Consider the following 22,882-nt stretch of genomic DNA (forward strand, 5'->3'; position numbering starts at 1 on the left):
CGTCATCCCGGACTTGATCCGGGATCCATTCGTCCGGCGCTGAGAGAATTGATCCCGGATAAATTCCGGGATGACGATATAAGATGGGTCGGTCTCAGGTCGGAAGCGGCCGCTTATTCCCGCGCTGCGGCGCTCTGGTCGCGGATCGCCTTGAATTCGCTGCCGGGTTTCCATTGCGGCCATTTGGCCGAGCGTGCGAGCTCATCACCGATCCGGTAAAAAATCTGGATATCCTGAACCGCGCCGTCGAGATTCCAGCTCGCGTCCCAGGCGTCGCAGGCCTGATGGTAGCATTTGCCGGTATAGTCATCGACCCACTTCTGGCCCGCCGTCTTGCCGCCGTTCACGAGGTCGGAGGCGCCGGCGATGCCCATCATCAGCAGGACGGGGACGCCGCGTTTCGCCATGCTGAAATGGTCGGCGCGGAAGAAGAGGCCGCGTTCGGGGAGGCTTTCGACCGACACGGTGCGGCCCTGGGTGGCGGCGACGCGCGCGAGGTCGTCCTCGAGGCTGCCCTGGCCCTGGCCGACGAGGATGACGTCCTTTGCGCTGCCCGCGGTCTGGAGGATGTCGATGCCGAGGTTGGCGACGGTCTTTTCGACCGGATAGACGGGCGCCTGCGCATAGGCTTCGGAGCCGAGCAGGCCGCGCTCCTCGGCGGTCCAGAAGGCGAAGAGGAGGGTGCGGTCGGGCGGCGGGGCGGCCTTGAAGCCGCGCGCGATCTCGAACAGGGCGGCGACGCCGAGCGCGTCGTCATTGGCTCCGGCGCGATAGATGCGGCCCTGCTCGTCGGGCTTGCCCTCGCCATAGGCGTCCCAGTGCGCGCCGAACATCACCACCTCGTCGGGGCGCCGGGCGCCGGGGATTTTGGCGAGGACATTCTGGCTTTGCACCACTTCGTGCGTCACCGGAATCGCCGCATCGAAGGCCGTGCCGAGGTCGACCGGGCGGAAGGTGGCGCGGCGCGCGGCGACGCGGAGCTTTGCCAGATCCTGCCCGGCATCCGCGAACAGCTTCGTCGCGGTGTCGCCCGAAATCCAGCCCTGCAATGCGAGGCTGGTCATCTTTTCGGGCGGAACGACGAGGCTGTAGTTTTCGCCGCCGGGGCTCTTCACGACATTCCAGCCGTATCCCGCGCCGTCGGTGTCATGGACGATCAGCGCGCCGATCGCGCCGCGGCGCGCCGCTTCCTCGAACTTGTAGGTCCAGCGGCCGTAATAGGTCATCGTGCGGGCGCCGAACTTGCCGAAGCTGTCGTCGCCCTTCGTCGCGACGAAATCGGGGTCGTTGACGAGAAAGACCGCGACCTTGCCCCGAAGGTCGACGCCCTTGAAATCGTCCCAGCCGCGTTCGGGGGCGTGGACGCCATAGCCGACGAAGATCATCGGCGCGCCGTCAATCGCGGCGACGTCGTTCGATTGCTGGCTCGACACATAGATGTCGGTGCCGAGGCGGAGCGGGGTTGCCGTGCCGTCCCGGTCGAAGGCAAGCGTGGTCGGCGTGCCGAGGCGGGTGTGGAGCAGCGGCACCGGCTGCGTCCAGCCGCCGTCCGGCCCCGCGGGTTCGAGCCCGAGCGCCTGAAGCCGGCCGATCAGATAACCGATCGTCCGCTCCTCGCCGACCGTTCCCGGCGCGCGGCCCTGGAACTGGTCCGAGGCGAGGGTGCGGACGGTGTCGGTGAGGTTGGCGGCGCTGATGTCCTGCGCCGCGGCGGGCGCGGCGAGGAGAGTGGCGGCGAGAAGAGCGGGGCGCAGGATCATGGCTGAGGGGCTTCCGAAGCGGGCGAGGACGGTGTGGGTGCGTCGGCGGCGGGCGGGGTCCAGCCCTTCCGGTATTTTTCGAACCAGGCGAGGATCGCCGAAGCCTTGGCGGCCGCCTGCGACGGGCGCGCGGCGATGCCGCCGTGGCTGGCGCCGGGCACCTTGACCAGCGCGGTCGGCACCCCGCGGAGGCGCAGCGCGGTATAATATTGCTCCGACTCGCTGACCGGGGTGCGGTAATCCTGACTGCCGACGACGACCATCGTCGGCGTCTTGACGTTGGCGATCAGCGACAGCGGCGAATGGCTCCAATAGGTCGCCTGATTCTCCCACGGCATCGCGCCCATCCAGTAGCGGCCGAAGAAGGCGGGGCCGTCGGCGGTGAGCGCCTGCGTCGTCCAGTTGATCACGGGTTTTTGGGCAACGGCGGCCTTGAAGCGGTCCGTTTTGCCGACGATCCAGCTCGTCAGCACCCCGCCGCCCGAACCGCCGGTGACGAACAGCGCGTCGGGATCGGCGATGCCGAGCTCGATCGCGCGGTCGACGATGCTCATCAGGTCGAAATAATCGTTGCCGGGGTAGTTCTTGTCGATCGCGTTCGCGAACGCCTCGCCATAGCTGGTCGAGCCGCGCGGGTTCGCCGAGAGCACGGCGTAGCCCGCGGCGGCGTAAAGCTGGTTGTCGGCGGCGAAATGCGGGCCATAGGCGGCGAAGGGGCCGCCGTGGATTTCGAGGATCAGCGGCACGCGCTGCCCCTCGCGATAGCCGGGCGGCAGCGTCAGCCAGCCGTCGATCGACAGGCCGTCGAAGCTCGACGCCGCGCTGATCTTGCGCACCTCGCCCAGCGCCTTGGTCGCGGCGAGGGTGCGGCTCAAATCGGTGAGGGTGCGCGTCTTGCCGCCCGCCGCAAGCGCGACCTCGGCCGGGCGCTGGGACGTGCCCGCGGTGAAGGCGATCGCGTCGTTATCGGCGACCGAGAAGCTGCCGCCCGAATAGGGACGGTCGAAATCGCTGTTCGCAAGCCCGGTCGCGACGGTGCGCACCGATCCGTCGAGGCCTATGCGGGCGACCTTGGTCTCGCCGCGATCGTCATATTGGACATAGAGGCCGCGTCCGTCGGCGTCCCAGGCGGCGCCGTCGATGCTGTAATCCCAGTCGGCGGCGAGGCGGCGGCTGCCCGATCCGTCGCGGTTCATGACGTAAAGGCCGGTATTTTCATAGGCGCGCAGCCGGTCGTCGAAGCCGACATAGGCGATCATCCGGCCGTCGGGCGAGACGAGCGGGTTCGCGTCGGGGCCTTTGCGCGTCGTGAGCTGGGTGACGGCGCCGCCGGCAACGTCGAGTGCGTAGATATTGCTTTCGAGCGGATCGCTCTGCCAGTCGGGGCGGCGGTCGGCGCTAAAATAGAGCGCCCGCCCGTCGCGCGACCAGCTCAAGGGACCGCCGTCGTGATAGGGGCCGAAGGTGAGCTGGCGCGGGGCGCCGCCGGTCGCCGACACCAGGAAGATCTTCTCGAACCCCGGTTCGATATAGCCCTGGCCGTCGGCGCGGTAGGCGAGGAGCTCGTGGACCTCGAGCGGTTCGGCCCATTTCGCGCCCTCGGGCTTGTTCGCGGGGGCCTTGCCGAAGCTCGGCGCCTCGTCCTTGACGAGCATCGTGTAGGCGATCGAGCGGCCGTCGGGCGACCAGGCGATGCCCGACGGGCTGGTCGGCAGGCCGGTCAGCTTCGCCGCTTCGCCGCCGTCCATCCAGCGCACCCAGAGCTGGGCGCCGCCGCCCTCGGTCGAGACATAGGCGAGGCGCTTGCCGTCGGGCGACCAGCGCGGCGAAAAGGCGTCGCCGGTGCGGCCCGCGATGGGGATTTCGGCGCCGGTCTGGGTGTCAAGCAGCCAGATGCTGCTGACCGCGCGGTCCGACATGATGTCGTTGGCGCGGCGGACATAGGCGATGCGGCGCCCGTCGGGGCTGATCTGCGGATCGGCGGCGGCGGCGAGGTTGAACAGATCCTCGCCGGTGAAGCGGCGTTCGGGTCCCGTGCGCGCGCTGCCATGGGCGGGGGCAGCGTCTTCGGCCGCCGCGGGCGCCGCCGCCGGTTCGGAAGGGGGGCTTTCCTGAGCGAGAAGCGGCTGGACGGCGAGAGTGAGAAGGCTCGCGCCGAGCAAGGCGAGTTTACGCATCGAATGAGTGCCCCTTTTTGCGGTGAATGGTTGAAGGTGTAACCATCTGGCGCGGGGCGTCAATCGGGTGGGGAGCGGGAAAAGGGCAGAGGCCTGTCATGATCGTCACCCCGGACTTGATCCGGGGTCCCGCTCGGCAACCTCGAAAAGCGGGACCCCGGATCAAGTCCGGGGTGACGAATGAAGGATAGTCTCCGTTATCTGATAACCATATAGGTTATTTCTATTGACATCGTTACGCTGTTCTGGCACAAGTATCGCATCATGAAGAATTGCGATTCGGGCCGGCGCCCTTCCGATGCGGGAGGGTGTTCCGGCTCTTATGCTTTTGGGAGGTTGGCGATGGGACGGATCGGCAAGGGAAAGGGCGGCATGGGCGCGGCGCGCCCGGACCGCCGGCAGATGGACGTCTTTCTCGACGCGCTGGCGGAATCCTCGAATGTCGCGGCATCGGCGCGCGCGGCCGGGATCGCGGCGAATGCCATGTATCGCGAGCGGCGCCGCAACGCCGGATTCGCGGCGCGCTGGCATGAGGCGCTGTGCGAGGGGTTTGCCCGGCTCGAGGCCGAATTGCTGTCCGAGGCGCTGATCGCGCCGACGGGCAATGTGAAGGATTCGACGCTGAAGTCGCGGGCGCAAAAATATCGGCTCGGCCTGTCGCTGCTGGCCGCGCATCGCGCGGCGGTACGCGGAGCGAAGCTTCCGGCCGCGACTATCGAGCCGAAAGGGAACGCCAAGGCCAGGCTGACCGCGAAGCTGGACGCCATGCGGGCGCAGGCGGCGGCGGCCGAAGGCGGCGCTGAAGAGAATGGGGATCGCGGGCTTTGAAGCGGCTTTCCGAGCTGCTGGAGATGCCCCCAGCCGCTTTCGCGGCGTGGGCGCAGAGGCTCCGCGACGACGCGGCGGTGCGGTTGCTGACCGACTGGGGCTGGTGGCGGCGCGCCGATCAATGCCCGCCCGCGGGCGACTGGCACGTCTGGATGCTGCTGGCCGGGCGCGGGTTCGGCAAGACGCGCACCGGTGCGGAATGGGTGCGCCGCCACGCCGAAACCCATCCGGGGGCGCGGATCGCGCTGGTGGCGGCATCGCTGCACGAGGCGCGGCAGGTGATGGTCGAGGGCGAGAGCGGCCTGCTGGCGATCGCCCCCGCGCAGACGCGGCCCGACTATGAAAGCAGCCTCAGGCGGCTGAGCTGGGCGAACGGGGCCGTCGCGACGCTCTATTCGGCGGCCGAGCCCGACAGCCTGCGCGGCCCCCAACATGATGCCGCCTGGTGCGACGAGATCGCGAAATGGCCGCAAGGCGAAGCGGCGTGGGACAATCTGATGCTGACGATGCGGATCGGCGAGCGGCCGCGCGTTGTCGCGACGACGACCCCGCGCGGGGTGCCGCTGGTGCGGCGGCTGATGAAGGAGAAGGGCGTCGCGACGACCGGCGGCGGGACGCGGAGCAACCGGCTCAACCTGTCGCCGCAATGGCTGGCGACGATGAGCGCGATCTATGGCGGGACGCGGCTCGGGCGGCAGGAGCTCGACGGCGAGTTGCTGGAGGATGTCGAGGGCGCGCTGTGGACGCGCGGGCTGGTCGAGCGGTGCCGGGTCGATGCCGGCGCGGCGGCCGGGCCGGTGCGCGTGGTGATCGGGGTCGATCCGCCGGCGACCAGCACCGGCGACGCTTGCGGGATCGTCGTCGCGGCGCTGCTGCGCGATCGCCGGCTGGCGGTGGTCGACGATGCGAGCGTGGAGAATCCGCCGCCGCATGTCTGGGCGCAGGCGGTGGCGGGCGCGGCGGCGCGCTGGGGCGCCGAGCGGGTGGTCGCGGAGAGCAATATGGGCGGCGAGATGGTCGCGGGCACGCTGCGCCAGGCCGATGTGACGCTGCCGGTGGTGGCGGTGCACGCGAGCATCGGCAAGGCGCGGCGCGCCGAACCGGTCGCGCTCGCCTATGAGCGCGGGCAGGTGGTTCATGCGGGGGTGTTCGAGAGCCTGGAGGATCAGCTTTGCGGATTGCAGGTCGGCGGCGGCTATGCCGGACCGGGGCGCTCGCCCGACCGGGCCGACGCCTGCGTGTGGGCGCTGGCGGCGTTGCTGGACGGGCTGAGGTTGGGGAAGGGGCCGGGGGTGCGGCGGGTTTGAATTGGGATTGGCGCTCGCTCCACCGTCGCGCTTTGACGAGGAGCGGGACCCCGGATCAAGTCCGGGGTGACGATAACGGGTAGGGACGGATCCATAACGGTTCGGATTGACCCCCACTTTCGTCACCCCGGGCTTGACCCGGGGTCCCGCTTTTCGGATGCCTGAGCGATGGAGCGGGAGCGGCAGGGTGGCTGGGTCTACATTATGGCCGATCGTTATCGCGGCACGATCTACGTCGGCGTTACGTCGCACCTTGCCGCCCGCATCCATCAGCACCGCAGCGGGACCGGGTCGGACTTTTGTACGCGCTACGGGCTCGTGCGCCTGGTCTGGGCGGAGCGTGGCGACGACATCGCTGATTGCATCGCTCACGAGAAACGCATCAAACGCTGGCACCGCCATTGGAAGTTCGACTTGATCGAACGGGGCAATCCGGACTGGCGGGATTTGTTCGACTCGCTGGTTTGAAGGAAAAAGCGGGACCCCGGGTCGAGCCCGGGGTGACGTGGGTTGGAAGCGCGGCCTCGCGACGCGACGGGTAGGAGATCATTATGAACTGGTTTGGCCGCAAGGCCGCGCAGGGGACTGCGCGGCCCGCTTTGTCGCGTGTGTATGGAAACTGGAGCGCGCCCGCGCCGCTGTCGTGGGAGGCGCAGGTGCGCGCGGGGTATCTGGGCAATGCGATCGTCCAGCGGGCGGTGCGGCTGGTCGCCGAGGCGGCGGGGTCGGCGCCGGTGGCGGCGAGCGATCCGGGGCTGGCGGCGCTCGTCGCCGCGACCTCGGGCGGGCAGGGGCTGGTCGAGACGCTCGCGGCGCAGCTGCTGCTGCATGGCAACGGCTATGTGCAGATATTGACCGATGGCGCGGGCACGCCGGCGGAACTGTTCGCGCTGCGCCCCGAGCGGGTGACGGTCGAGGCCGACGCGCGGGGGTGGCCGGTCGCCTATCGCTACAAGGCGGGCGGATCGACGGCGGTGCTGCCCGCCGAGGACGGCGCGGGGCGGGTTGCCTTGGTGCATGTGAAGGCGCTGCATCCGCTCGACGATCATTATGGCGCGGGGTGCCTGGGCGCCGCGGCGGGGGCGGTCGCGGCGCATAATGCGGCGGCGAAGTGGAACGCGGCCTTGCTGGAGAATGCGGCGCGGCCGTCGGGGGCGCTGGTCCACGATCCGGGCGATAAAGGCATGCCGCTGTCGGCCGAACAGGTCGACCGGCTGCGCGAGGAGCTGGCGGAGAGCTTCGCGGGCGGGGCGAATGCGGGGCGGCCGCTGCTGCTGGAGGGCGGGCTCAAGTGGCAGGCGCTGTCGCTGTCGCCCGCCGAGATGGATTTTCTGGCGCTGAAGGATTCGAGCGCGCGCGAGATCGCGATGGCGTTCGGGGTGCCGCCGATGCTGCTCGGGCTGCCGGGGGATGCGACCTATGCCAATTATCGCGAGGCCAATCGCGCGCTGTGGCGGCTGACGGTGCTGCCGCTCTGCGCGAAGATATTGGGGGCGATTTCGCAGGGGCTCAGCGGGTGGCTCGACGGGGCGGATTTGCGCGTCGATCTGGATCGGGTGCCGGCGCTGGTCGAGGACCGGATGGCGCTGTGGCGCGAGGTGTCGGCGGCGGACTGGCTGACGGCCGAGGAGAAGAAGGCGCTGCTGGGGGTGGAATGATCCACCGAAAAGGAGAGATCGGACATGGATGAGGATGAGGCGCTGGCGCGGTTGATCGCGCTGGCGGGGACGAGTGCGTCCGGTGCGGGCGACGCGGCGGTGCTGCGGGCGCTGGTCGAGGAGGCGAGCGAGCTGGGGGCGCGGCGGGCGCTAGCGCGGCTGGGGCTCGCCGATGCGGCGGCGCGCGACGATGTGAGCGATTTGCGCCAGCTGCTCGGCGCGTGGCGCGACGCCAAGAAGAGCGTGTGGGCGGCGGTGATCGACTGGGCGGTGCGCGGGATGCTGGCGCTGCTCGTCGTCGGGCTGGCGATGAAGCTGGGCTTTGCGGGGCTGCTCAAATGAGGGGCGGCGCTAGGCCGCTGGCCCACCCCCCGGCCCCCTCCCGCCTGCGGGAGGGGGAGGTTCGGTTCGCGGGCTATGCGTCGGTGTTCGACCGGGTGGACCGGGGCGGCGATGTCGTGCGCGCGGGGGCGTTTGCCGCGAGCCTGACGGCGGGGCGCGACGTGCCCTTGCTGTGGCAGCACCGGGCGGGCGCGGCGATCGGGGTGATCGAGACATTGGCGGAGGATGCGCGCGGGCTGCGTGTCGTGGCGCGGGTGACGCATCCGACGGCGGCGGGGCTGGTCGCGCGCGGGGCGCTGACGGGATTGTCGTTCGGGTACCGGGTGCGGGCGTCGCGCGGGGATCGTCCGCGCGAGCTGCTGGCGCTCGACCTGGCCGAAGTGAGTCTGGTGGCGGCGCCGATGCAGCCGGCGGCGCGGGTGATCAAGGTGGTGAAGGAGTGACGAATATGGACGATATGGAAATGAAGGCGGATGCGCTCGACGGGGCGTTCGATGCGGTGCTGGCGGCGGAGGCGGTCGATGAGCTGAAAGCCTCGGTCGCAGCGCTGAAGGCGCAGGTGGACGCGCAGGCGGTGGCGGCGTCGCGGCTGCCGCTCGACGGGGCGAAGGCCGCAGCCGATCCGGCGCGCGACGCCTTTGTCGAGCGCTATATCCGGCGCGGGATCGATGCGGGCGTGGAGATGAAGAGCCTGTCGGGGGCGTCGGGCGGCGAGGGCGGCTATGCGGTGCCGCGCGAGATCGACGGCGCGATCGCGGCGACGTTGAAGGGGCTGTCGCCGATCCGGTCGATCGCGACAGTGGTGCAGACGGGGACGAGCGGATATCGCAAGCTGATCGCGACCGGAGCGATGGGCGCGGGCTGGGTCGGTGAGACCGACGCGCGCCCCGCGACCGCGACGCGCAGCTTTGCCGAGATCGCGCCGCCGTCGGGCGAGCTTTATGCCAATCCGGCGGCGAGCCAGGCGATGCTCGACGACGCGATGTTCAACGTCGAGGACTGGCTGGCCGGGGAACTGGGGCGCGAGTTCGCGGTCGCCGAGGGTGCGGCGTTCGTGAGCGGCAACGGCACCAACCGGCCCAAGGGCTTCCTGAGCTATACCGCGACGAACGAGGCCGACGGCGTGCGCGCCTTCGGCTCGCTGCAATATCTGGCGACGGGGACCGCGGGCGCCTTTCCGGCGGCGACCCCGCAGGACAAATTGGTCGAGCTGGTGCATGCGCTGAAAGCGCCCTATCGTCAGGGCGCGTGCTGGGTGATGAACAGCGACACGCTGGCGCGCATCCGCAAGTTCAAGACCAGCGACGGCGCCTTCATCTGGCAGCCGGGGATGGTCGAGGGACAGGCGGCGACGCTGCTCGGCTATCCGGTGGTCGAGGCCGAGGATATGCCCGACGTGGCGGCGAACAGCCTGTCGATCGCCTTCGGCAATTTCCGCGCCGGATACCTGATCGCCGACCGCGGCGAGACGCGCATCCTGCGCGATCCGTTCAGCAACAAGCCCTTCGTGCATTTCTATGCAACCAAAAGGGTCGGCGGTGCGATCATCGATTCGCAGGCCATCAAGCTGATGAAATTCGCCGCCAGCTGAGCTGGTGCGCGAGGGGCGTCCGATCCGTATCCCTACCCCTTTCGGGACCGGATCGGGCGCTGCCCCGACAGGTTCGCCGCGATGCGCGCCTTTGGCGGGCGGCCGCTGCGCGACCGTCACCCCCACCCAATCTTGACTGGCGAACAGGTTCGCAAGTCTTCTGAGCCCTTCCCTTCGCGGGGGAGGGGGATTTGTTGGAAAGGATGGCCCTGCCATGCCGAATCCCTTTTTCGCCGATCTGGTGCGCGAATTGTGCCAGGAGGGCGGGACCGGGCCGCTGACGCCGACCGGCGCGGTGCCCGGCCATCGCCGCTTTGCCGACATCGTGCCGGCGGACACCATGTTTCACTATGCCGTCAGCGGCATCGGACAGCCGGGCCAGTGGGAAGCCGGGCTTGGCCATATCGACGCGAGCGGGCGGCTGGTCCGCGACACCGTCGCGGCGTCGTCCGCGGGCGGCGATCGGGTCGATTTCGCGCCGGGGCTGAAGACGATCGCGCTGACCGTCGGCGCCGGCTGGTTCGCGGCGAGTGACGCGGCCGCGTCGGCGGTCGCGGGAGCGGTGGCGGTCAGGCAGCCGCTGTCGACGACGCACGCCGACGCCGAGACCGGCACGGGCGACGACCGGGTGACGGTGCGGCGCGGCGACGGCTGGGTGAACCTGCCGCTGGCGGCGCTCGCCTGGCGCGACGCCGCCGGACGCTATCAGGTCGGCGGTCCGGTCGCCGCGGCGGGCGGCAGCGCGGCGGCGCCCGCGATCGGCTTTGCCGCCGATGGCGACACCGGGTTGTTCCGTGCCGCGGCCGACTGCCTGGCGCTGGCGACGGGCGGCAGCGAGCGGCTGCGCGTCGACGCGGCGGGCAATGTCGGGATCGGCGTGACGCCCGCGAACAAGCTGGACGTCCAGACCAGCGCCGGACGGTTCAGCATCGCCGCTTCCGGGTCGGCATCGGTGCGGATCGGCAGTTCGGCGGCGCTGCAATATGATGTTGCAGCGGGATCGGCGCATCAATTCCTGTCGGCGGGAAGCCAGATCGCGGCGATCGACGGCACCGGGCTGCGCATCGGCGTGTCGGCCCCGTTGCTCGGCGAGCGGCTGACCGTCTTTTCGGCGGCCGACGGCGGCCCGTCCTTCCTGTCGCGTTTCGACGCCGGGACGAACCGGCCCTATCTGATGATGCGCCATATCGACGCCAGCAACCTGTCGCGGATCGACGTCAACGCCTCGTCGGGGATCGCGCAGCTGTCGCTGGCGATCAAGAATGTCGACGCGCTGCTGATCGACAACAACCGGAACGTCGCGATGTCGCGCGGGACGGGCACCGCGCCCGGAATCGCCTTTCTCGACGATCCCGATACGGGGCTGACGGGCAATGGCGGCAACGTCCTGCAACTGGTCGCCGGCGGCGCGGTTCGGGTCAATATCAACGGCGCGGGACTGCTGACGCCCAATGTCGACAATGCCCAGTCGCTGGGGTCGGCCGCGACCCGCTGGTCGGTCGTTTACGCCGGGACCGGCACGATCAACACGTCGGATGCCCGCGAAAAGTCATGGCGGGGGGCGCCGTCGCCCGCCGAACTGGCTGCCGCGCGGCGGATCGTCGGCGAACTGGGCTTCTATCAGTGGAACGACGCCATCGCAGCCAAGGGAACGGCGGGCGCGCGGCAGCACTTCGGCGCGCGCGCGCAGGCGGTGTGGGCGATCATGGCCGACGAGGGGCTGATCGATCCCGTCGTGGAGGGGCAGGCGCCGAGCAGCGCCTATGCCTTCCTCTGCCACGACGGCTGGGACGAAGACGGCGCGGCGGGCGATCGTTTCGGCATCCGTCCCGACCAGCTCGCGCTGTTCCTGATCGCCGCGCAGGAGGCGCGGATCGCCGCGCTGGAGGCCGCGGCATGACGGGGGGATCGGCGCTGTCGTCGCGCGCGCTGAGCGATGTCGCGCGGCGCGAGCTGGCGAGCGAATGGAGTGGTCCCGAACCCGCGACGGAGCAGGTGATGCCGCCGCCCGTCCGCGAGAGCGCGCGGCGGATCATCGTGCGCAAACCATGACGTGTCCCGGGCCCTGGCGAAGGAAAAGGCGATGACGATGATAGCGAAGGATCCGGGAACGCGGATCGAGTTCGAGTTCGACTGGGCGGCGGCCTATCCCGACGGGCAGGCGGTGTTCGCGAGCGAGTGGAGCGTCGCGCCCGAGGAGGCGGAGGGCGTGACGGCGGCAGCGGTCGCGCACGGCCTGACGCGGACCACCGTGACGCTGGCGGGCGGCGTCGCCGGGCGGGTCTATCGCGTGACCAACCGGGTGACGCTGAGCGACGGACAGGTCGACGAGCGGTCGGCGACCGTGCGGGTGGAGGAACGGTGATGGCCGAAAGTCTGTTGCCGGGGGCGAGCGCCGTCGGCCTGAACGAGGCGCGCGGCTGGCTGCGGCTGGGCGCGACGATCGACGATGCCGTCGTTGCCGGACTGATCCGCGCCGCGACCAATATCTGCGAGGCGTTCATCGGCCAGTGGCTGATCGTCCGCGCCGCCGAGGAAATCGTGCCGCTGGATTGCGGCACGGTGCGGCCGGGGGTGCGCCCCGTCGTTGCGATCGACGCGGTCGCGCTGCTGCTGCCGGGGGGTGGCGAAACCGTGCTGGACGAAGCGGGTTATCGCGCACAGATCGCGCGCGACGGCACCGCTTCGATCGCCATCCATGAACGCGGCGATGCAGATCGCGCGCGGATCGCCTTTCGCGCCGGAATGGCGGCCGGGGCGAACGGGATTCCCGAAGCGATCCGGCAAGGCATATTGCGCATGACGCAGCATCTGCACGAGGCGCGCGACGGCAGCGGCGGCGCCCCGCCGGCGGCGATCGCGGCGCTGTGGCAGCCGTGGCGGCGGCTGACGCTGGGGGGAAGGCCATGAGGACGGCGGAGCAGGCGCTGCGCGCGAAAGCCGTCGCGCTGCTTGCCGCCGATGCCGAACTGGCGGGATCGGTCCACGGCGTCTTCGACGGAATGCCGCCGCGCGCGAGCCTGCCCTGCGTATCGGTCGGCGCGGCCGAGGGCGGCGACTGGGGGACCAAGGACCGGGCGGGATGCGAAATCCGGCTGACGGTGACGCTGCACGGGGTCGGCGACAGCCTGGACGACCGCGCGGCGGCGCGGGTCGAGGCGGTCGCGGCGGAACTGCGCGGTGCGGCCGAAGGCTGGACCGTGATCAGCGCGCATATCGTGCGGACGCGCTTCGCGCTGGCCCGCGAGGGCAGGTGGCGCCGGGAGCTGGTCGTGCGGTGCCGGTGCCTTGCGGGGGGTTAGGGGTGAGGAGGGCAGGTTTCGAGCGATTGCGGACGCTTCTCTCCCCTCCCGCAGGCGGGAGGGGTCGGGGGTGGGCAGCGAGGTTGCAATGGCCCACCCCGCTGCGACTAACGAACAAAGTTCGTAAGTCTCGCTGCCCCTCCCGCTTGCGGGAGGGGAAAGTAGCGCTATCCCTCACCGTCCGCTTCCCACCCCATAGCGGGCTCTAACAGACCAGCCGGCGTTATTCGTCGGCAGGCCTCGTGTTGCTCGCGGAATAATCGGCGAACTTGTCGGTGAAGCTGGCGTGATAATCCTCGATCTGCATTTCGGCATTGTCGGCGGCGTCCGCGGCGGAATAGCCGCTCGCGGCATTGGCCGCGGTGACCGCGGCGCGGAAGGCTTCGCGTTCGGCGTCGCAGGCGCCCTTGAGCGATACTTCATATTCGGCCTCGCCCATCTTGGCATCGAGCGATTTCTTCAGATGGCCGCGCAGGCATTTGGTGAAGGCGGCGCGCGTCGTGTCGACGGTGCCGGTCCCTGCCGGCGCCATGGTGGCCAAGAGCAAGCTGGTGATGAGCATCCTGCGACTCCCCGTTTGCAGTGATTTTTCAAAGGAGGTTTAGACCATGGCAATCGAAAATGGGAGCGCTTTTCTGCTGAAAATCGGCGACGGAGCGGCGCCGCCCGCCTATGCGACGGTGGCGGGGCTGCGCACCACCCAATTGTCGGTGAACGGCGAGGCGGTGAACGTCACGACCAAGGATTCGGGCGGCTGGCGCGAGCTGTTGTCGGGCGCCGGGGTGCGCTCGGTTTCGGTGAGCGCGGCGGGGATCTTTACCGGGTCGGCCGCCGAGGCGCGGCTGCGCGGCCATGCGCTGTCGGGCGCGATCGACGATTATGAGCTGAGCTTCGAGAGCGGCGATCGGCTGCGGGGGCATTTTCTGGTCACGCGGCTCGACTATGCCGGCGATTATAATGGCGAGCGCAATTACACGCTCAGCCTGGAATCGAGCGGGCCGGTGGTGAGCCTGTGAGCGGGGCCAATGCCTTGCGCGGCGAGGCCGAGCTGCGCGTCGGCGGTGCGCCTTATGTGCTGCGCCCGAGTTTCGCGGCGCTCGTTGCCGCGGAGAGCGAGCTGGGGTCGCTGTTCGCGCTGGTCGAGCGCGCGGCCGACGGGCGATTGGGGCTCGGCGAGATGGCGGCGCTGTTCTGGCATTGTGTGCGGGATCGGCCCGATACGCTGACGCGCGAGGCGGTCGGCGAGGCGGTGGTCGCCGGCGGGCTGGCGGCGGCGACCCCGGCGCTGCGCGTGCTGCTGGGGCAGATATTGCAGGGGCGGTGAGGGTGGATGGCGCGGAGATGACCCACCCCGCTGCGGCTAGGCAGCAAGCTGCCAAGCCTCGCTGCCCCTCCCGCTTGCGGGAGGGGGCCTTTGGCGAGGCAGCGATCCTTTTGCTGGGGGTGACGGCGCGCATCCTGGGCTGGCGGCCCGACGATTTCTGGGCGGCGACGCCGGCCGATGTGGCGGCGGTGCTGGCGGGCTGGGGCGCGGAGGAAGAGGTGGGCGGGGTCGACCGCGCCGGGCTCGCGATGATGATGGAGCAATGTCCCGATGGATGAGATCGACGAGATGTTCGGCACGCTGCGCGGCGATGCCGCCGGCTTTCGCCGCGAGATCGCGGCGCTGCGCGCGGAGATCGGCGGGCCGCTGGTGAGCGAGGCCGAGCGGGCGGGGCAGGCGATCGAGCGGGCGCTGTCGCGCGCGATCGTCAGCGGCAAGCTGGGCTTTGAGGATCTGAAGCGGATCGCCCTGTCGGTGATGGCCGACATCGCGCGGGCGGCGATTGCGAACGGGCTCAGCTCGCTGGGCGGCGGGGGGTCGGGCAGCGGCGGGTTGCTGTCGCTCGGCGCATCGGTGGCCTCGGCGCTGTTCGGGCGCCGGGACGCGCGACCGGCGGGCCGGTGAGCGCGGGGCGCGCCTATCGCGTCGGCGAGCGCGGCCCCGAATGGTTCGTGCCGACCGCGAGCGGCCGCGTCGAGGCGGCGGGCGGCGCGGTGCGCAATATCGCGATCACGGTCAACGTCCGCGGCGACGGCGCGAGCGAGCCGCAGCGGCTGGCGCAGACCGGGCGGCAGCTCGCGCGCGCGGTGCGGCGCGCGGTGGCCGCGGAGGACGCGTGATGGGCTGGGCGCTGGTGGCGGCCGAGCCGCATCACCGCAAGGCCTGGATCAAGCGCTTCGATCCGCGCTTCTGGACGGTCGATTTCGCGCGGCCGATGATGGCGGCGGTCACGGCGACCGCGCCCGATGCGCTGCGGGTCGAGGCGGTCTTCTACCGCAAGCAGGATCTGGCGGGGCTGATCTGGGAGGCCGAGGATCGCTGGGATCATCCGCTGCTCGCCTATGGGACGAAGCGCGATTTCCGGCATAGCCAGCTTCGCTTTCGCTGGCGGTCGGGCGGGGTCAAGCCGCTCGACGCGCTGCACGGGCCAACGCTGACGATCGAGGGACGCGATGCCGCCGGGAATCCGCGCGCCTGGTATGTGCGGCTGTGGAATTATGCGGCGGGGACGCCCGAGGATGCGGTCGTGACGCTCGATTTCGATGCGCTCACCGGTGGCTTCCTGCTGCCCGACGAGGGTGATCCGGTGTGGGCGGGTAACATCGACCGGATGTTCGTTTCGCTGGTGCCGCCGGATTATGACGGCGGCGAGGGCGTGCTCGCGGAGCCCGCCGAGGGGTGGGCCGAAATGAGCGGCATCGCCTGTTCGGGGTCGGGATCGGTGCTGGCGATCGGCGACGCGGTGCTGCCCGAGCAGGGCTTGGGGATCGCGAACGGTTATGACGACAGCTATCATCTGACCCCGGCGCGGCTGGTGCGCCAGATCGTCCAGCTCGGCTATCGCGGCGATGTCGTCCATTATGTCGGGATGAGCCATTATATGCGGCTCGCGGCCGAGGGAGCGGCGTTTCGGGCGAGCGTCGCGGGCGGGGCGGTCAATGCGCCCGCGGCGGCGTGGCACCGGGCGCTGGCGGCCGAATGCGCGGGCGCGGGACTGGGACTGATCTGGTCTCTCTCCTACGAATTGTTCGATGCCTATTGCCCCGAGGACTGGAAGCAGCGCGACGCCGACGGGGCGCCCGCGCTGACCGGGTGGGAGCCGCCATCGACTCTGCTTTCGCCCGCCAATGCCGAGGCGATGGGATATCTGCAGCTCGTCGCGCGGGATTTCGTCGGTTTCGCGGTCGAGGCGGGGCTGGCGGTCAAGTTTCAGGTCGGCGAGCCCTGGTGGTGGGTCGGCGCGGGCGGGCGGCTGTTCGCTTATGACGCCGCGACGAGCGCGATGCTGGGCGGGGCGAGCGTCGCGATTCCCGATGTGCGCGGGAGCCTGACGGCGGCGCAGCGGGCGATGCTCGATGCGCTGGGGGCGCTGCTGGCGACATCGACCGCGGCGCTGGTCGCGGCGGCGCGCGATGCGGCAGGGGCGGCGGGGCTGACGAGCCATCTGCTCGTCTATCTGCCGACGGTGCTCGATCCCGAAGCGCCCGAGCTTCGGCGCGCCAATGTGCCGACGGGGTGGGCGGCGCCGGCTTTCGATGTGTTGCAGCTCGAGGATTATGACTGGGTGACCGGCGGGCGCGGGGCGGCCACGGCGGGCGCGCGGACCGCGATGGCGATGCGGCTCGGCTATCCGGTCGGCGATCAGCATTATTTTGTGGGGTTCGTGCTGGCGCCCGAGGATCGCGGGCAATGGGAGGCGATTGCCGCGGCGGCCGATGCGGCGCGGCGCGCGGGGGTGGCGCGGGTGGTGCTGTGGGCGCTGCCGCAGGTCGCGCGCGACGGGTTCGTGGCTTTTGACGGGGAGGATGACGTGCAGGCTTTCGATGCGGTGGACTTTCCGATCGCGATCGGGCGCGAGGCGATGGTCCAGACCGAATTTTCGACCCAGATCGTGAGTTCGCCCTCGGGGCACGAACAGCGCGCGAGCGAATGGGCCGAGGCGCGGATGCGCTACGACGCGGGGCCGGGAGTCCGGTCGGAGGCCGATGTGCGGACGCTCGCCGATTTCTTTCGCGCGCGAAGGGGCGCGGCGCGGGGGTTTCGGTTTCGCGATCCGTTCGATCAGGGGTCGGCGGCGGATGGCGGCTTGCCGGGCGCGGCGGACCAGTTGCTGGGGATCGGCGACGGGAGCCAGCGGCAGTTCGCGCTGGTCAAACACTATGGGGCGGGGGATGCGGTGCAGGAGCGCCGGATCCGCCTGCCGGTCGCGGGCAGCGTGCGCGTGTCGGTCGATGGAGTCGAGACGGCGGCGTTCACGCTGACGGCGGACGGCGAGGTGCTGCTCGATGCGGCGCCTGCTGTCGGAGTGATGGTGCGCGCGGGCTTTCTGTTCGATGTGCCGGTGCGCTTTGCCGAGGATCTGCTCGAGGTCAGTCGCGCAACCTTTCTGGCGGGCGAGATGGCGAGCGTGCCACTGGTCGAGGTGCGCGCGCCATGGTGAGCTTTGAGGGAACGACAATAGCTCCCGGCTGGCTGCGCGAGGAGCTGGTGACGCTCGCCTGGTGCTGGCGGCTGGCGCGGCGCGACGGGGTGGCGATCGGGCTGACCTCGCACGACCGCGACCTGATCGTTGGGGGAATGCCCTATCGCGCCACGCCGGGGATGAAGCCGTCGGCGATCGAGACGCGCGACGAGATCGACGCCGCGACGATGGACCTGGAGGGCGCGATCGCCAGCGATGCGATCGCGGCGGACGACCTCGATGCGGGCCGCTGGGACGGGGCAGCGGTGGAGCTGTTCGTCACCGACTGGAGCGCGCCCGATGCGGCGCCGGTCGTCGTGGCGCGCGGGTCGCTTGGCGCGGTCGAGCGGCGCGGCGCGGCGTTCACCGCAGAAGTGCAAGGCGTGACGCGCGTCCTCGATGGACCGGCGTGTCCGGCGACCTCGCCGTCGTGCCGCGCGATGCTGGGCGACCCGGCGTGCCGGGTCGATCTGGCGCCGCGCACGCACAGGCGGCGGGTGGTGGCGGTCGAAGGGCGCGCGGTGACGCTCGACGCCGCCGTGGCGGCGGGCGCCATGGCGTTCGGTGAGCTGATGTGGATGGAGGGCGCGGTGTGCGGGCTGTCGAGCCCGGTGATCGCGGAGGCGGGGGCGGTGCTGACGCTGGCGGAGATGCCGCCGGTGCTGCCCGTGCTGCCGCTCAGGGTGCGGCTGGTCGAAGGGTGCGACAAGCAGCTTGCGACGTGCCGGATGCGCTTTGCCAATGCGGTCAATTTTCGTGGTGAGGCGCATCTGCCGGGGAACGACCTGTTGACGCGGTATCCGGGTGGGTGAGGTGAGGCCGCTGGCCCACCCCGCTGCGCGTAGCGAGCAAGCTCGCAACGCTCGCTGCCCCTCCCGCTTGCGGGAGGGGGAATGGGGGGCGCGTGTCTTTGCGGCGGCGCGGGCGATGGTGGGGGCGCGGTTCCGGCCGCAGGGGCGCGATCCGGCGACGGGGGTCGATTGTGTCGGGCTGGTGTGGGCGGCTTATGCCGCGGCCGGATGCGTGCGGCCTCTGCCGGTGGGATATCCGCTGCGCGGGTGGGCGCGCGAGCGGGTCGAAGCGGCCTTAGCGGCCGCCGGGTTTGCGCCGGTGGATGATGGGCGCGACGGCGATGTCGCGTTGATCGCGCTCGCGGCGGGGCAGTTTCATCTGGGGGTCATGGGGGCGGCGAGTTTCGTCCATGCCCATGCAGGGCTGCGGCGGGTGGTGGAGACGCCGGTGGATGCGGCGGCGATGGCGGCCGTGCGCTGGCGGCTTTGCCCTCCCCGCTGCGACTAGCGAGCAAGCTCGCAAGTCTCGCTGCCCCTCCCGCAGGCGGGAGGGGAGGGTGTTTTCAGGAGTATCGGCATGGCAACTCTGGTGCTGACGGTGGTCGGCGGGATCGTGGGCGGGCCGGTCGGGGCGGCGGTGGGCGCGGCGATCGGGCAGCAGGTCGATGCCGCGATCTTCAAGCCCAAGGGGCGCGAGGGGCCGCGGCTGGCCGACCTGAAGGTGCAGGCCTCGACCTATGGCCAGCAGATTCCCGGGCTGTTCGGGACGATGCGCGTCGCGGGGAGCGTGATCTGGGCGACCGACCTGATCGAACGCCGGAACAAGCGCGGCGGCGGCAAGGGGCGGCCGTCGACGACCGAATATAGTTATGCGGTGTCGCTGGCGGTTGCGCTGTCGTCGCGGCGGGTCGGGGCGATCCGGCGGATCTGGGCCGACGGCAATCTGCTGCGCGGATCGAGCGGGTCGTTCCAGGAGCGCTGCACCTTTCGCTGGTATGACGGGAGCGAGGATCAGCCGGTCGATCCGCTGATCGCCTCGGCGGTCGGCGCCGCGTCGGCGAGCGCGTTTCGCGGGCTGTCCTACGCCGTGTTCGAGGAGCTGGAACTGGGCGCGTTCGGCAATCGCATTCCGTCGCTGACCTTCGAGGTCGAGGCCGATGCGGGCGCGGTCGATGCGGGGGGCGTCGGCGACGCGCTGCTTGGCGAGGCCGGGCGTTGCGGCGGGCGCTGGCCGATCGCGGGCTATGCGGCATCGGGCGATCGGGTGCGCGACGCGCTGGCGCCGCTGTTCGAGATCGACGGCACGAGGCTGGTGAGCGATCCCGCTGGCTGGCGGCTCGCCCCGGCCGAAATCCCGCCGGATCCATCGGCCTTCAGCGATTTCTGCGAAGCGGCGCGGGTGCTGACGCCGGCCGATTGCAGCGAGCGGCGGCGCGCGCCGCTGTCCGCGCTCCCCGGAACGATCCGCCTGCGCCATTATGAACCCGAACGCGATTATCAGCTCGGCCAGCAGGCGGCGGCGGTCGCGGGCGGGGGAGCGCGCGAGGAGCGGATCGATCTGCCCGCGGTGCTTTCCGCCGGATCGGCACGCGCGCTGGCGCGCGCATTGGCGGCGGCCGCCGCCGATGGGCGCGAGACGCTGATTTGGGCGGGCGATCTCGCCGCGCTGGCGCTGCCCGTCGGCGGGCCGATCGCATGGACGGACGGCGGAGTCTGGCGCGTCGCATCGCGGACGGTGCGCGGGAGCGGCGTGTCGATCGAGTTGCGGCGGTTTCAGCCGGCATCGACCGCAGTCATGGCGGCCGACCCGGGGCTTCCGGTCGGCAGTCCCGACTGGCCCGACGCCGAAGCGAGCGTACGCCTGTTCGATCTGCCGAATATCGGGGCGGCGTCGGCGTCGGCGCCGCGGCTGATCGTCGCGGCGGCGGGCAGCAACGACGGCTGGCGCGGCGCCGACCTGTGGTTTCAGCCGGAGACGGACGCCGAGCCGATCGCGTTCGGCACCGCGCGCCCGGCGGCCGCGCTGGGCGTGCTGGGCGCGGCCTTGCCGGCGGGAGGAACGCTGCTTTTCGACCGGTCGAGCGTGCTGATGGTGACGCTGATCAACCCGTCGATGACGCTCGAATCGGTCGATGAGCGCGCGCTGCTCGGCGGCGCGAACCGCGCGATGGCCGGCGACGAGCTGCTGCAATTCGGCCTTGCCGAGATGATCGGGCCGGCGACATGGCGACTTTCCAACCTGTTGCGCGGGCGGAACGGAACCGCGGCGGCCGCGCGGGCGGCGGGCACGCCCTTCGTCCTGCTCGACGACCCGGCGTTGCTGCCGATCCCCGACGATCTGGCGCGGTTCGCCGAAGCGGGCGCCGCCATTCTGCAATGGGCGTCCCGGTCGGAGACCGCCATCGACGCCGTCCCGGTCCCCGCGGCGCGGCAGGCGCTGGTCCCGCTGGCGCCCGTCCATGGCGCCATCCGGCGGGACGGCGCTGGCGGCGTCGAGCTTCGCTGGATTCGCCGCACCCGCACCGATGCCGGCTGGCGCGACCATGTCGATGTCCCGCTCGGCGAAGGCCGCGAGGCTTGGCGGGTCGCGGTCGAGCCCGCGGTAATGGGCATCGGGCCGTGGGAGACCGCGTCGCCGTCGCTCACCCTCGACGCTGCGACCTGGGCCGCGCTGGCCCCGGAAAGCGTGTTTTCGATCCGGCAGGCCGGCGATTTCGCGCTGTCCGAGCCGCTGCTCCTGCCCCTGACCGAATGAGGATGACCCGATGACCGAAACGACCCGAACCGCGCGCCTGGCCCTTCCGCTGCTGGCGATGGCGCAGGCGCAAAAGGAAGTGACGCATAATGAGGCGCTCGTGCTGCTCGACGCGCTCGTCCATGCCGCGATCGAGGACGGCCCCCTCACGGCCCCGCCATCGTCGCCGGCCGCGGGTCAATGCTGGCTGGTCGGCGCGGGGGCCGGCGGCGACTGGGCCGGGCAGGCGGACGCGATCGCCATATGGTGCGACGGCGGCTGGCGCTTTGCAGCGCCGCGTCCGGGGATGCGGGTCGCACGGCTGAGCGACGGCGCGTGGCTGCGTTACGCGGCGGGCGCATGGACCGCTCCGGACGCGCTTGCGAATCCGGAAGGTGGCACGACGATCGACGCCGAAGCGCGTGCCGCAATTGCTGCCCTGGTCATTCTTCTCGAAGCGCAGGGCCTTCTGATTTCAGGATGATTTCGGTGATATTCTCGTCGCAAGTGCGACTTTTTGGCAACAGATTAACGATTTGTTGGCTTGCGCGGAACCAAAGGCACGCGTAGGACGTCTGTCGAGACGTATATCTCAATTGAAAGGGGAATTTACTATGAGGAAGCTTGCCGTCGCTGTGGCGTTGGCCTCCACTGCCCTTGCGTCGCCGGCCCTTGCGCGCGACAACTCGTGGTATGTTGGTGTCGGTGGTGGTGTGATGCTGGTCGAGGATATCGATCTGGACATCGGCGCCGTCAATAACGCTGGTACGCTCGATCATCGTGCGGGTTATGATGTCGAAGGCACCGTCGGTTACGACTTCGGTGGTTTCCGCGCGGAAGTCGAAGTCGGCTATCGCGAAGCCGACATCAAGTCGGGCACGTTCACGACGCCCGGTATTCCGAGCTTCCCTAACGGGACCGGGACTTTCACCGGCACGACCCCGCTGAACGGCGATTCGAACGCCCTCAGCTTCATGGTCAACGGTCTGCTCGACTTCGGTGACGACGATGGCCTGCAGGGCTTCGTCGGCGGCGGTGTCGGCGTCGCGCGCGTTTCGGTCGAGCCGGTCTTCGCCGGTCCGTTCCTCGACGATTCGGACACCGGCTTTGCCTGGCAGGCGATCGCGGGCGTTCGCGCTCCGCTGACCAAGAATTGGGACGTCGGCCTGAAGTATCGTTTCTTCAACGCCAGCAATCTCGACCTCGTCGATCAGGCTGGCCGCGACGTTTCGACGCGCTTCCGGTCGCACTCGATCCTGGGCACGCTGACGTACAACTTCGGTGGCGCCGAGCCGCCGCCGCCGCCGGCTCCGCCCCCGCCCCCGCCGCCGCCTCCCCCGCCTCCCCCGCCGCCGCCGCCGCCTCCGGCCGTGTGCGAGCCCGGGCCGTATATCGTGTACTTCGACTGGGATCAGTCGGCGATCACGCCGGAAGCGGCTGCAACGCTCGACAATGCGATCAGCGCCTACAACCGTGGCTGCTCGGGTACGCAGGTCTGGCTCGCCGGTCACGCCGACCGTTCGGGTTCGGCCAAGTACAACGTCGGTCTGTCGCAGCGCCGCAACGATGCGGTCCGCAGCTACATGACTGCGCGTGGCATCTCGGATGGCTCGATCTCGGCGGAAGCGTTCGGCGAAAGCCGTCCGGCCGTCGCGACCGCCGATGGCGTCCGCAACGACCAGAACCGTCGCGTGGAAATCAAGTACGGTCCGGGTTCGGGCAACTAAGATTTCCTACCCGGTTCGGGTATGAAGAAAAGGAGGGCGGTGCCGCAAGGCGCCGCCCTTTCTTTTTGCGCGATGGCATGTCCGCGTAACACGCCGTTGATCCGCTGCGAAGGTGGGGGGGGCCCCTCTCTTCGTCATTCCCGCGAAAGCGGGACCCCAG

26 protein-coding genes are annotated in these 22,882 nt (G+C 70.2%); 23 read left to right on the forward strand and 3 right to left on the reverse strand.

From position 1 onward, the window contains the following. Positions 1-113: 113 nt before the first annotated feature. Together OJI97_RS17845 and OJI97_RS17850 are read right to left on the reverse strand one after the other, a co-directional pair. On the reverse strand, positions 114-1,760 hold the full coding sequence (locus OJI97_RS17845; RefSeq protein ID WP_297665727.1) for a M20/M25/M40 family metallo-hydrolase: 1,647 nt from the start codon (positions 1,758-1,760) through the stop codon (positions 114-116). After that, the gene (locus tag OJI97_RS17850) at positions 1,757-3,937 is read right to left on the reverse strand and encodes a S9 family peptidase (RefSeq protein ID WP_297665729.1); all 2,181 of its coding nucleotides are present in this window, start codon (positions 3,935-3,937) and stop codon (positions 1,757-1,759) included. Before OJI97_RS17850 ends, OJI97_RS17845 begins: the two co-directional genes overlap by 4 nt. A 342-nt stretch (positions 3,938-4,279) precedes the next feature. Here OJI97_RS17850 and OJI97_RS17855 point away from each other — a divergent pair, with 342 nt between their 5' ends. The 12 genes from OJI97_RS17855 to OJI97_RS17910 all read left to right on the forward strand — a co-directional run bounded on the left by OJI97_RS17855 (position 4,280) and on the right by OJI97_RS17910 (position 12,965). Next, the gene (locus tag OJI97_RS17855) at positions 4,280-4,765 is read left to right on the forward strand and encodes a hypothetical protein (protein WP_297665731.1); all 486 of its coding nucleotides are present in this window, start codon (positions 4,280-4,282) and stop codon (positions 4,763-4,765) included. Further along, positions 4,762-6,072, forward strand: a complete 1,311-nt coding sequence (locus OJI97_RS17860) for a terminase family protein (RefSeq protein WP_297665733.1) — start codon at positions 4,762-4,764, stop codon at positions 6,070-6,072. Before OJI97_RS17855 ends, OJI97_RS17860 begins: the two co-directional genes overlap by 4 nt. Before the next feature lie 168 nt (positions 6,073-6,240). Beyond that, entirely contained in the window at positions 6,241-6,540 is a 300-nt protein-coding gene (locus OJI97_RS17865; protein WP_297665735.1) for a GIY-YIG nuclease family protein, read from the forward strand. Between the two features lie 83 nt (positions 6,541-6,623). Further along, a complete protein-coding gene (locus OJI97_RS17870) occupies positions 6,624-7,730 on the forward strand; it encodes a phage portal protein (protein WP_297665737.1) in 1,107 nt (368 codons plus the stop codon). Between the two features lie 24 nt (positions 7,731-7,754). Next, entirely contained in the window at positions 7,755-8,072 is a 318-nt protein-coding gene (locus OJI97_RS17875; protein ID WP_297665739.1) for a DUF6127 family protein, read from the forward strand. Next, positions 8,069-8,515, forward strand: coding sequence for an HK97 family phage prohead protease (locus tag OJI97_RS17880; protein WP_297665741.1), 447 nt, complete (start codon positions 8,069-8,071; stop codon positions 8,513-8,515). Before OJI97_RS17875 ends, OJI97_RS17880 begins: the two co-directional genes overlap by 4 nt. A 5-nt stretch (positions 8,516-8,520) precedes the next feature. Next, on the forward strand, positions 8,521-9,663 hold the full coding sequence (locus OJI97_RS17885; protein ID WP_297665743.1) for a phage major capsid protein: 1,143 nt from the start codon (positions 8,521-8,523) through the stop codon (positions 9,661-9,663). A 214-nt stretch (positions 9,664-9,877) separates the two neighbouring features. Next, a complete protein-coding gene (locus OJI97_RS17890; protein ID WP_297665745.1) occupies positions 9,878-11,563 on the forward strand; it encodes a tail fiber domain-containing protein in 1,686 nt (561 codons plus the stop codon). Then, positions 11,560-11,715 (forward strand): hypothetical protein, encoded by a 156-nt coding sequence (locus OJI97_RS17895; RefSeq protein WP_297665747.1) that lies wholly within the window; start codon positions 11,560-11,562, stop codon positions 11,713-11,715. Before OJI97_RS17890 ends, OJI97_RS17895 begins: the two co-directional genes overlap by 4 nt. Before the next feature lie 31 nt (positions 11,716-11,746). Next, positions 11,747-12,028, forward strand: a complete 282-nt coding sequence (locus tag OJI97_RS17900) for a hypothetical protein (protein ID WP_297665749.1) — start codon at positions 11,747-11,749, stop codon at positions 12,026-12,028. Further along, positions 12,028-12,573, forward strand: a complete 546-nt coding sequence (locus tag OJI97_RS17905; RefSeq protein WP_297665751.1) for a hypothetical protein — start codon at positions 12,028-12,030, stop codon at positions 12,571-12,573. Before OJI97_RS17900 ends, OJI97_RS17905 begins: the two co-directional genes overlap by 1 nt. Beyond that, positions 12,570-12,965 (forward strand): DUF3168 domain-containing protein, encoded by a 396-nt coding sequence (locus OJI97_RS17910; RefSeq protein WP_297665752.1) that lies wholly within the window; start codon positions 12,570-12,572, stop codon positions 12,963-12,965. The genes OJI97_RS17905 and OJI97_RS17910 overlap by 4 nt, the downstream gene beginning before the upstream one ends. Positions 12,966-13,188: 223 nt before the next feature. On the opposite strand, the gene OJI97_RS17915 is transcribed toward OJI97_RS17910, so the two are convergent. Further along, complete coding sequence (locus tag OJI97_RS17915; protein WP_297665754.1) at positions 13,189-13,527, reverse strand: hypothetical protein; 339 nt, start codon at positions 13,525-13,527, stop codon at positions 13,189-13,191. A gap of 46 nt (positions 13,528-13,573) precedes the next feature. On the opposite strand from OJI97_RS17915, the gene OJI97_RS17920 reads away from it, so the two are divergent. The 11 genes from OJI97_RS17920 to OJI97_RS17965 all read left to right on the forward strand — a co-directional run bounded on the left by OJI97_RS17920 (position 13,574) and on the right by OJI97_RS17965 (position 22,722). Then, complete coding sequence (locus tag OJI97_RS17920) at positions 13,574-13,981, forward strand: phage major tail protein, TP901-1 family (RefSeq protein WP_297665756.1); 408 nt, start codon at positions 13,574-13,576, stop codon at positions 13,979-13,981. Then, positions 13,978-14,289, forward strand: a complete 312-nt coding sequence (locus OJI97_RS17925) for a gene transfer agent family protein (RefSeq protein ID WP_297665758.1) — start codon at positions 13,978-13,980, stop codon at positions 14,287-14,289. Before OJI97_RS17920 ends, OJI97_RS17925 begins: the two co-directional genes overlap by 4 nt. Before the next feature lie 119 nt (positions 14,290-14,408). Then, the gene (locus OJI97_RS17930) at positions 14,409-14,567 is read left to right on the forward strand and encodes a phage tail assembly chaperone (RefSeq protein ID WP_297665770.1); all 159 of its coding nucleotides are present in this window, start codon (positions 14,409-14,411) and stop codon (positions 14,565-14,567) included. Continuing rightward, complete coding sequence (locus OJI97_RS19045; protein WP_367184787.1) at positions 14,560-14,913, forward strand: hypothetical protein; 354 nt, start codon at positions 14,560-14,562, stop codon at positions 14,911-14,913. The genes OJI97_RS17930 and OJI97_RS19045 overlap by 8 nt, the downstream gene beginning before the upstream one ends. Beyond that, positions 14,910-15,128 carry a hypothetical protein gene (locus tag OJI97_RS19050; protein ID WP_367184788.1) on the forward strand — a complete coding sequence of 73 codons (219 nt, stop codon included), beginning with the start codon at positions 14,910-14,912 and terminating at the stop codon, positions 15,126-15,128. Before OJI97_RS19045 ends, OJI97_RS19050 begins: the two co-directional genes overlap by 4 nt. Further along, entirely contained in the window at positions 15,128-17,449 is a 2,322-nt protein-coding gene (locus OJI97_RS17940; RefSeq protein WP_297665759.1) for a DUF2460 domain-containing protein, read from the forward strand. Before OJI97_RS19050 ends, OJI97_RS17940 begins: the two co-directional genes overlap by 1 nt. Continuing rightward, the gene (locus OJI97_RS17945) at positions 17,443-18,282 is read left to right on the forward strand and encodes a DUF2163 domain-containing protein (RefSeq protein WP_297665760.1); all 840 of its coding nucleotides are present in this window, start codon (positions 17,443-17,445) and stop codon (positions 18,280-18,282) included. Before OJI97_RS17940 ends, OJI97_RS17945 begins: the two co-directional genes overlap by 7 nt. A gap of 115 nt (positions 18,283-18,397) precedes the next feature. Further along, complete coding sequence (locus tag OJI97_RS17950) at positions 18,398-18,769, forward strand: peptidoglycan endopeptidase (RefSeq protein WP_297665762.1); 372 nt, start codon at positions 18,398-18,400, stop codon at positions 18,767-18,769. 69 nt (positions 18,770-18,838) lie between these two features. Then, on the forward strand, positions 18,839-21,016 hold the full coding sequence (locus OJI97_RS17955; protein ID WP_297665764.1) for a phage tail protein: 2,178 nt from the start codon (positions 18,839-18,841) through the stop codon (positions 21,014-21,016). 10 nt (positions 21,017-21,026) lie between these two features. After that, a complete protein-coding gene (locus OJI97_RS17960; RefSeq protein WP_297665766.1) occupies positions 21,027-21,479 on the forward strand; it encodes a DUF2793 domain-containing protein in 453 nt (150 codons plus the stop codon). A gap of 130 nt (positions 21,480-21,609) precedes the next feature. Continuing rightward, entirely contained in the window at positions 21,610-22,722 is a 1,113-nt protein-coding gene (locus OJI97_RS17965; RefSeq protein ID WP_297665768.1) for an OmpA family protein, read from the forward strand. Positions 22,723-22,882 lie beyond the last annotated feature (160 nt).

Source organism: Sphingopyxis sp., assembly GCF_025869345.1.
Taxonomy (GTDB): Bacteria; Pseudomonadota; Alphaproteobacteria; order Sphingomonadales; family Sphingomonadaceae; genus Sphingopyxis.

What these genes read in the sequence shown, in the direction of transcription:
- OJI97_RS17845 (WP_297665727.1), bottom strand. Translation starts at nt 1,760, where the DNA reads ATGATCCTGCGCCCCGCTCTTCTCGCCGCCACTCTCCTCGCCGCGCCC.
- OJI97_RS17850 (WP_297665729.1), bottom strand. Translation starts at nt 3,937, where the DNA reads ATGCGTAAACTCGCCTTGCTCGGCGCGAGCCTTCTCACTCTCGCCGTC.
- OJI97_RS17855 (WP_297665731.1), top strand. Translation starts at nt 4,280, where the DNA reads ATGGGACGGATCGGCAAGGGAAAGGGCGGCATGGGCGCGGCGCGCCCG.
- OJI97_RS17865 (WP_297665735.1), top strand. Translation starts at nt 6,241, where the DNA reads ATGGAGCGGGAGCGGCAGGGTGGCTGGGTCTACATTATGGCCGATCGT.
- OJI97_RS17870 (WP_297665737.1), top strand. Translation starts at nt 6,624, where the DNA reads ATGAACTGGTTTGGCCGCAAGGCCGCGCAGGGGACTGCGCGGCCCGCT.
- OJI97_RS17875 (WP_297665739.1), top strand. Translation starts at nt 7,755, where the DNA reads ATGGATGAGGATGAGGCGCTGGCGCGGTTGATCGCGCTGGCGGGGACG.
- OJI97_RS17880 (WP_297665741.1), top strand. Translation starts at nt 8,069, where the DNA reads ATGAGGGGCGGCGCTAGGCCGCTGGCCCACCCCCCGGCCCCCTCCCGC.
- OJI97_RS17885 (WP_297665743.1), top strand. Translation starts at nt 8,521, where the DNA reads ATGGACGATATGGAAATGAAGGCGGATGCGCTCGACGGGGCGTTCGAT.
- OJI97_RS17890 (WP_297665745.1), top strand. Translation starts at nt 9,878, where the DNA reads ATGCCGAATCCCTTTTTCGCCGATCTGGTGCGCGAATTGTGCCAGGAG.
- OJI97_RS17895 (WP_297665747.1), top strand. Translation starts at nt 11,560, where the DNA reads ATGACGGGGGGATCGGCGCTGTCGTCGCGCGCGCTGAGCGATGTCGCG.
- OJI97_RS17900 (WP_297665749.1), top strand. Translation starts at nt 11,747, where the DNA reads ATGACGATGATAGCGAAGGATCCGGGAACGCGGATCGAGTTCGAGTTC.
- OJI97_RS17905 (WP_297665751.1), top strand. Translation starts at nt 12,028, where the DNA reads ATGGCCGAAAGTCTGTTGCCGGGGGCGAGCGCCGTCGGCCTGAACGAG.
- OJI97_RS17910 (WP_297665752.1), top strand. Translation starts at nt 12,570, where the DNA reads ATGAGGACGGCGGAGCAGGCGCTGCGCGCGAAAGCCGTCGCGCTGCTT.
- OJI97_RS17915 (WP_297665754.1), bottom strand. Translation starts at nt 13,527, where the DNA reads ATGCTCATCACCAGCTTGCTCTTGGCCACCATGGCGCCGGCAGGGACC.
- OJI97_RS17920 (WP_297665756.1), top strand. Translation starts at nt 13,574, where the DNA reads ATGGCAATCGAAAATGGGAGCGCTTTTCTGCTGAAAATCGGCGACGGA.
- OJI97_RS19045 (WP_367184787.1), top strand. Translation starts at nt 14,560, where the DNA reads ATGGATGAGATCGACGAGATGTTCGGCACGCTGCGCGGCGATGCCGCC.
- OJI97_RS17940 (WP_297665759.1), top strand. Translation starts at nt 15,128, where the DNA reads ATGGGCTGGGCGCTGGTGGCGGCCGAGCCGCATCACCGCAAGGCCTGG.
- OJI97_RS17945 (WP_297665760.1), top strand. Translation starts at nt 17,443, where the DNA reads ATGGTGAGCTTTGAGGGAACGACAATAGCTCCCGGCTGGCTGCGCGAG.
- OJI97_RS17950 (WP_297665762.1), top strand. Translation starts at nt 18,398, where the DNA reads ATGGTGGGGGCGCGGTTCCGGCCGCAGGGGCGCGATCCGGCGACGGGG.
- OJI97_RS17955 (WP_297665764.1), top strand. Translation starts at nt 18,839, where the DNA reads ATGGCAACTCTGGTGCTGACGGTGGTCGGCGGGATCGTGGGCGGGCCG.
- OJI97_RS17960 (WP_297665766.1), top strand. Translation starts at nt 21,027, where the DNA reads ATGACCGAAACGACCCGAACCGCGCGCCTGGCCCTTCCGCTGCTGGCG.
- OJI97_RS17965 (WP_297665768.1), top strand. Translation starts at nt 21,610, where the DNA reads ATGAGGAAGCTTGCCGTCGCTGTGGCGTTGGCCTCCACTGCCCTTGCG.